This is a genomic window from Microvirga sp. GN3, from assembly GCF_055792825.1.
Genome location: NZ_JBVVAK010000069.1, coordinates 36,676 through 43,447, shown reverse-complemented (window position 1 = coordinate 43,447; position 6,772 = coordinate 36,676). Strand labels below are relative to the sequence as shown.

The window sequence follows — 6,772 nt, the reverse complement described above, 5'->3', positions numbered from 1 at the left end:
ATCGAAAGCGCACGATGCGAATGATCGGGTCATCTACAACGATAAGACCGGCTATCTCTATTACGATTCCGATGGCACAGGCGATGCTCCCATGAGGGCGATTGCGAAGCTGTCCAAGAACTTGGATATCACCCACAAGGACTTCTTTATCGTCTAAAACGGAACTTTGCTTACGACACTTATGGGCCGATAGGCACTCACTGACCTGCAGAACCGCCGCAGCGGTGCTCGGATTTAGACGGCCGCTCTCGAGGCGCGCCAAGAGTTATCTTTCCAGATGAGCTCTCGCTTGCTCATCCGCACCACGCTCTTCTCGAGTATTGCGAAGAATGTGTTGGCCATCCGCTTGAGCTCGGTCGGCAAAAGAAACTCTCTACTGCTTCGGTGTCCTTCGTCCAATTTCAAAACCAGCGGCATTCATCGCGGCAGCGATATCGAGCTGCTGGATCACGAACTTCCGCTTGCCCCGCCCCGACAGCGGGATCGATCTGACAACCTCTGGAATGAAGGACAACCCGCCAGCCGCCCGTTCCGTCACAAGCTTGACATACGAGTCAAGAGTATGCGGCGGCGCCCCTTCCGCGAGCACCACCCGTATGAGAACCTCGCCGGGTGTATGCTGCTCAAACTGGTAATCGGTCACAAACCTGAGGACATCGTCCGCCATAGCAAGGGATGTCGCTGGAATGAGATGGTTGTATCGCGACAGAAAGAAATCGTGAGCCCGTCTCGGTACGATATTCGCGACGCGAAGACGATAGCCATTGCGCCTTTCTGGAGGCTCGACGAGCGTGGCCTCGTCGCCGGTGTCGTAGCGAATGAACGGCATCCCTGTGAACTGAAGCCCAGTTGACACCACCCGCCCAACCCGGCCCGGCTCTGTGATCGGAGCGCCGGATTTGTCGAGGAGTTCGGTGAAGCCATAAAGTGGATCCATCTCGTAGAGGCCGGGCACGTCTTCGACCTCGGTGCCGAACGCACATTTTTCACTCAGGCCATAGAACGGGATGATCTTCGCTCTGGGAAAGCCATGGCTGATGGTGCGGCGAAAGTCTGAGTAGATCGGTTCGGAATGTAGCATCACACCCCGGATCCTGTGGCGCATAGGCAGATCCCGGCGGGTCAGGAAGGCTGCGAAAGTGGCAATGGCAGAGGGATACCCCTGCAGGAAAGCAATCCCGCGCCGCTCGAGTTCCTGCGCATAGCGTGCCATCAGGTCATCGCATAAGTGAAACACCGAGATCCTGACTTCGCGCAGGCCGAACTCGATCTCGAACGGCTGTGTGTCGACGTTCGGAATATGCCACCCTCTGAACGTGGCCCGCCATGTGTCGGGGCAGCATCCGGCCCGCGCCCACTGATGCACCACGAAGGCGTACTCGATCGGACTGCGGTCTCGATCGACGAAGAAGGGCAGCGGCTGGCCTGAGGAGCCGCTCGTCATCGCTCGGTCGAGCCTGTTCAGCGGCCGCGTGCACATTCGTTCGGCCTCGCGACGGACGATCTGGTTGGTGAGAATGGGAATGCGTCGCCACTGCTCCGCGACGATAAGCTCTTCTGCCTTGATAGATGGGCCGAAGACCGCCGTAAGCGTCTCGCGATAGTAGCTTGATTGATTGAGAGCCGTTGTCAGCACGTGCCGCAGCCGGTTCTGTTGCTCGTGAATGGCCAAGTCCGGATCGTTCCGTGCCTGCTCAATGAGCGCGCGGCAGCCACGGTAGGTTGCGCCGAGGCGTATATCCTTCGGCAGACTTTGAAGGGCGCGCCCTAAATACTGTCGCAGTGAAAATGGAATTTTAAGATACGCTGTTCGGCCGATATCGAGTAATTTGCCTGAAAGAATATCGTCCATAGCGTAACCTTCACGCTTTTCCCCTAATTTGCTGTTATTCTAATGGCTTATATGATCCTAATCAGTGCAAAGATTTTACGGTTTTACGCATTTGTAGCCTTCGATCACAAAAAATTTATCACGTTTTTCTGAGTTTTTCGGCATCTCAAAGAGCTAACTAATAAATCCTTGGGATTACCCCGCAGCGCACTCCGATACTCCCATCTCCATTGCGGACGGTCTTGATCACCCCCTCCAGCGCGGTCTCGAGTATCATTGACAAGCCGTGCGGCGTTATGTGCTTGCCCGCAGGTGTGGCGCGACAAAACACACGCCGCAAAGCTGCTATAAACAGCGTTGCAGACGTCAAGATAAGTATTTGAAATTACTAAGAAAAGTTAGATGGCGGAGACGGAGGGATTCGAACCCTCGATACCCTTTTGGGGTATGCTCATTTAGCAAACGAGTGCCTTCAGCCGCTCGGCCACGTCTCCAGGCGAAAAGACCGGATCTGGGATCCCGCTTCGCAGGTGGCGCAATAGACGCGAACAGGGTTCTTTCGTCAAGGTCCAAAATGGCTCGATCGCGTCAGTCGCCGAGGGAAAGCCGGCTCTTGGCTGACCCGAGGGCGGGTTCTACCAAATCAGATAGGAGAGGGCGAGACTCGCAAGCCCGATGCCGGAAAGGAAGACCGGAAACCACTTCGGGCATGAGCATTTTGCTTCGTTGAGTTCCACCCTATCCCTCCAATTGGTCCTGAGCGGGGCCCATAAAAGCGGTTGTGGGCCCAATAGGGAAGAGGGCAGGTTGATGAAGTATGAGCCAATGAGCCCAAATGCAGGGCATTGTGAATATCGGAAGAGCTTTACCCCACTTCGCTCATGACGCTGGTGCCATCTCCGCCCTCCCGTAGAGATGCCGGATTTCCTCGAGGCTGCGGATGGTCGGTCCCGACTGCCGCACGATGACGGCACTCAACTGCCTGAACTTGTCATCGGCCCAATCTTCGATGACCAGGGCGATGGCATCCCGAAGCGGCAATGTTGCGATCTTGCATGCCATGTTCATACCCCTCGATCTCTCAAAGGGCCGGCTTAATGCAAGAAGATCCACCATCTCATCGAAATCGTGGGCTGTGGTCACAATCGTCTCCACTGCAAAGGCTCGAACGATCTCGGCCATTGGCAGTGAATTGTGGCGACCGAATGCCCAAGCTTGCCGCAAGCTTGCGTTTGAACGCCGAATTCAGAGGAAAAGGCTCGCCAGCTTAAGGCAGCGGCCTTCGCGCCGGGTACCTGAAGTGCTTGAGCAATTCGTCATTGTGGCCGACGAGCAGTGCAGCCTCCGAGGGGAGTGCATCCTCGGTCACGCACTCGAATCCTGAAAAGAAGCCGAGGAATGTCGTGTTCGGGAGACTCATGAGGAAGATCGATTGGCCGGATGCCGGGTCGGATGCGGAAGCGAGCATCATCTGCTTCGGGCTTCCAAGCTTGACGAAAAGCTCTTCGAACTGATCCTGCGTCGGGCCCCATTCGGCGGGGTCGATTGCTTTCTTTGCCCAGAGCATTGCCGACGTCCCGCTCCAAAGAGCACATCACGTATCAAATCCTAACCTAGTGCTGGCACACAAGCGAGCGAATGCTCAAAGGAGAAACTATTGGGTTTGAAAAGAAAGCTGTTCGGATGAGGACGTTCGCCGAGCCCATCCCGATCTGCAAATGCGGTTCACGCGATAGGTTGGTGTCGGTCGAAGCGGAGATGACTCTAATTCAGGTTCTTCTTCCGAACGGATCCTTCCACGTGCGAATAGGATTTGGAGACGTCGTCCGAGCCATCTGGAATGATAAGCACGGATACGGCATGGCCATTGGATGCGAGTATATCCGCCGCGTCAAAAGCCGACCGTTCCGCGTCCTCGCGTGTTGCGAATGATGTCTGTTCCCGATCTGCGTAGGTTACCAGCCATTCGTCCTGAAACTTGAAGACGACAAAGCGGTCCGTATGCATCAGCCCCTCCCATCCTCCGCTTCGCAACCGAGTGTTGGAAAGGCTACCTGATTGCGGCTTTTCCGGAACGAAGCGTCGGAGGTAGCAGGCAGGTCAAAAGGATAGAGCGCCCAGCCCCTTAAGGAAGCTGCGGCGCTCTGCACTCATCCGGAGTATTGCGGCGCGGCCGCTCATATCAACCGCGCCCCGTTTGTAAATGAACGGGCAGACCGGTTCAGGTCATAGGGATCCGTCCGTCCGGTGTGTATCTGTCGACAGCTTGCGGAAGTTCCCTCGACAGCCGAGCAAGGATCTCGTCTCGCGACAGGCCAGTCTGCTGTGCCAGAGTTGCCAACACATCGGAGCCGATCGCCTGCTCCAGTTGCTGAGGTGCGACCTCCTTGTTGGGGCCTGTGCCAACCCAGGAATCGGCAATATCGCCCTGGCCGTTCTGGCGGAAACTATCGACCAGTTCGCCCAGACCGCCGCTCAAAAGGCCACCCGGATTTTGCCCGCCCAGGCCACCCAGCAATCCGCCTAGGCCGCCTAAGGCACCGAGATCGCCCAAGCCACCTTGCGGCTGGCCAGGTTTTCCCGGTGTGCCTCCAGGATTGTTGGATGTGAGACCACCGAGCATCTCGGCAATCTTATCTCTGTTCTGAAAGCCGGCGACGGCAAGTAGCCCCAACAGGGCCGTCATGGATGGAAAGCCTCGGCTCATCTGATCCTCCTCGTCCGATGCACGAGAACCGCAGCTACGTCGAAAGGGTTCCAAGACCCGGCATCTGAACCACGGTCCGCCGATCAATATAGGTCAGCATGAATCAATGAGGATGGCGGAAGCTTTTCGGGCGCCGCATCCCAGAATGTTCCCTCATTCAAGTAGCGGTCTGCAGGCAACATCAATTCAAAGCTGCAGAACGTTATTCCGTGCAATGTGTGGCCCCGCACGGCCCGGGACAAGCCGTTCAGCACTGAAAAAATTGCCAAGCTGTTGCAAAGATTAGCAAACCGGCTGCAGCAGTCATTTTCGACGGGGTGCTCCCTCGTCTTTGCAATCTTGCAGGCTCTCTTTGCACGTGCGTAAACAGCCGAGCTTAGGCCTGAGCAAACAATCCTAGAAACGTATGTTCGAAGTGGACGAAACTTTGTCTGAACAACATCAGTATCTCGACGATTCAACCAGCTTGTCGGCCTTGGCTGCAATTGAGCCGGATATCATTCACGGCGATGACACAGCTGAAGCGCTGAATGGACACAACGACATTTCTGTCGACTACGCCGATATCATTTACGGTCATGGCGGCGATGACACGATCAACGGCGGAGACGGCAAGGATTATCTCGACGGTGGCGCCGGCAACGACGTTCTCAATGGTGGCGACAACTATGATGACACCCTTGTCGGCGGAGAAGGCGCGGATGTTCTGAACGGCGGTTCCGGAAGCACGTATTGGGACTACGCGTCCTACGCAGGCTCTGCAATCGGCCTGACCCTGAACCTGCGCAACACGACGCTCAGCACCGGCGAAGCGAAGGGCGATGTCTACAACTCCATCGAGGGCATCATCGGCACGGCTCACAACGATCTGATCGTCGGCAATGGCGAGAAGCATAAGCTTATCGGCGGTGCCGGCAACGACACCATCATCGGCGGATCGGGCCAGGAGGTCATGGATGGTGGTGATGGCATCGACACCGTGTCCTATGCTCTGTCAGGCCAGGGCATTTCCGTCAGCCTCGGCGCAGGCGGAGGCGGGGTCAACGACTCGCAAGGCGATACCTGGGTGAACTTCGAGAACGTCGTCGGTTCCAATTACAATGACTCTCTGACCGGCGACGGACAAGCCAATTCCATCTTCGGCGGTCTCGGCAATGACTCGCTCTATGGTTCCGGAGGCAATGACACCTTGGATGCCAGCGCAGGCACGGACCATATGCAGGGCGGCGAGGGCAGTGATGTCTATTACGTCGACAGTGCCAAGGACGAGGCTCGCGAGCAGTCATATCACGCTGGCACGGACACCGTGATCGCGAGCGTGAGTTATGACATCGGCATGAGCGCCGTGGAAGTTCTGCGAGCTGCCGATGGCTATGCTCCGATCAACCTGACGGGGAACGAGTACACCACGACCCTGATCGGCAACGAGGGCAGCAACGTCCTCAGCAGCAAGGGCCGCGGCAGCGTCATGCAGGGCGGTGGCGGAAACGACGTCTATTACGTCGACAACGTCAATGACGTCGTCGTCGATACCGGTGGTGTGGATGTCGTCTATGCCAGTACCAGCTTCACGCTGGGATCAAATTCGGGCATCGATACCGTCTATGCGGTCGGCAACGTTCCCGTCCTCAATGGCAATGCGTTCGACAACGTGTTGCTCGGAACCTCGTCCAAGAACGCGATGAATGGCGGCGCCGGAAACGACAAGATCTACGGCAAGTCCGGAAAAGATGTTCTGACCGGCGGCACCGGAAAGGACTGGTTCGTGTTCGATACGACGCTCGCCAAGTCAAACACCGACACTGTCAAAGATTTCAAGGCGGGGCAGGACAAGATCGTATTGGACAACAGCTTGTTCAAGTCGAGCAAGTCCTTCTACAGCGCGATCAAGAAGGGCAATCCGGACAAGCCCCTCAAGCTTGCGAAGGCGTTCTTCACCATTGGCAGCCATGCCAAGGACAAGAGCGATTATCTCGTCTACAACAAGAAGACCGGTGTCCTCTCCTACGACAAGGACGGTTCTGGCAAAGCTGCGGCTGTCGAGATCGCCAAGTTCAGCAACAAGACATCCATCAGCGAGAAGGATTTTTACATCATCTGAGCCATGCACATCGGCCCCGCAGGAGACTGCGGGGCCTTCGCTTGGGACAGTGACGTCACACCCGAAGTGCCTCTGAGAGTGCCAGATTGACGAACCATCGATCACTGCCGAATGTAGGCGCCCTCATTCGGGA

At 56.5% G+C, this 6,772-nt stretch carries 6 protein-coding genes and 1 tRNA gene; 1 reads left to right on the top strand and 6 read right to left on the bottom strand.

All coding sequences use genetic code 11. The features are described from left to right. Window positions 1–373: 373 nt before the first annotated feature. The 6 genes from ACS5Q1_RS27400 to ACS5Q1_RS27375 form a co-directional block, all read right to left on the bottom strand. On the bottom strand, window positions 374–1,852 hold the full coding sequence (locus tag ACS5Q1_RS27400; protein WP_473101139.1) for a phenylacetate--CoA ligase family protein: 1,479 nt from the start codon (window positions 1,850–1,852) through the stop codon (window positions 374–376). 382 nt (window positions 1,853–2,234) lie between these two features. Next, window positions 2,235–2,325, bottom strand: a tRNA-Ser gene (locus ACS5Q1_RS27395). A gap of 385 nt (window positions 2,326–2,710) precedes the next feature. Then, window positions 2,711–2,893, bottom strand: coding sequence for a hypothetical protein (locus ACS5Q1_RS27390; RefSeq protein WP_473101138.1), 183 nt, complete (start codon window positions 2,891–2,893; stop codon window positions 2,711–2,713). A gap of 205 nt (window positions 2,894–3,098) precedes the next feature. Next, on the bottom strand, window positions 3,099–3,398 hold the full coding sequence (locus tag ACS5Q1_RS27385; protein WP_203440259.1) for a hypothetical protein: 300 nt from the start codon (window positions 3,396–3,398) through the stop codon (window positions 3,099–3,101). 197 nt (window positions 3,399–3,595) lie between these two features. Then, complete coding sequence (locus tag ACS5Q1_RS27380; protein ID WP_473101137.1) at window positions 3,596–3,838, bottom strand: hypothetical protein; 243 nt, start codon at window positions 3,836–3,838, stop codon at window positions 3,596–3,598. A 214-nt stretch (window positions 3,839–4,052) separates the two neighbouring features. Continuing rightward, window positions 4,053–4,538: a YidB family protein gene (locus ACS5Q1_RS27375; RefSeq protein ID WP_473101136.1), complete on the bottom strand. Its 486-nt coding sequence runs from the start codon at window positions 4,536–4,538 to the stop codon at window positions 4,053–4,055. A gap of 427 nt (window positions 4,539–4,965) precedes the next feature. On the opposite strand from ACS5Q1_RS27375, the gene ACS5Q1_RS27370 reads away from it, so the two are divergent. Then, window positions 4,966–6,639 (top strand): calcium-binding protein, encoded by a 1,674-nt coding sequence (locus ACS5Q1_RS27370; RefSeq protein WP_473101135.1) that lies wholly within the window; start codon window positions 4,966–4,968, stop codon window positions 6,637–6,639. Window positions 6,640–6,772 lie beyond the last annotated feature (133 nt).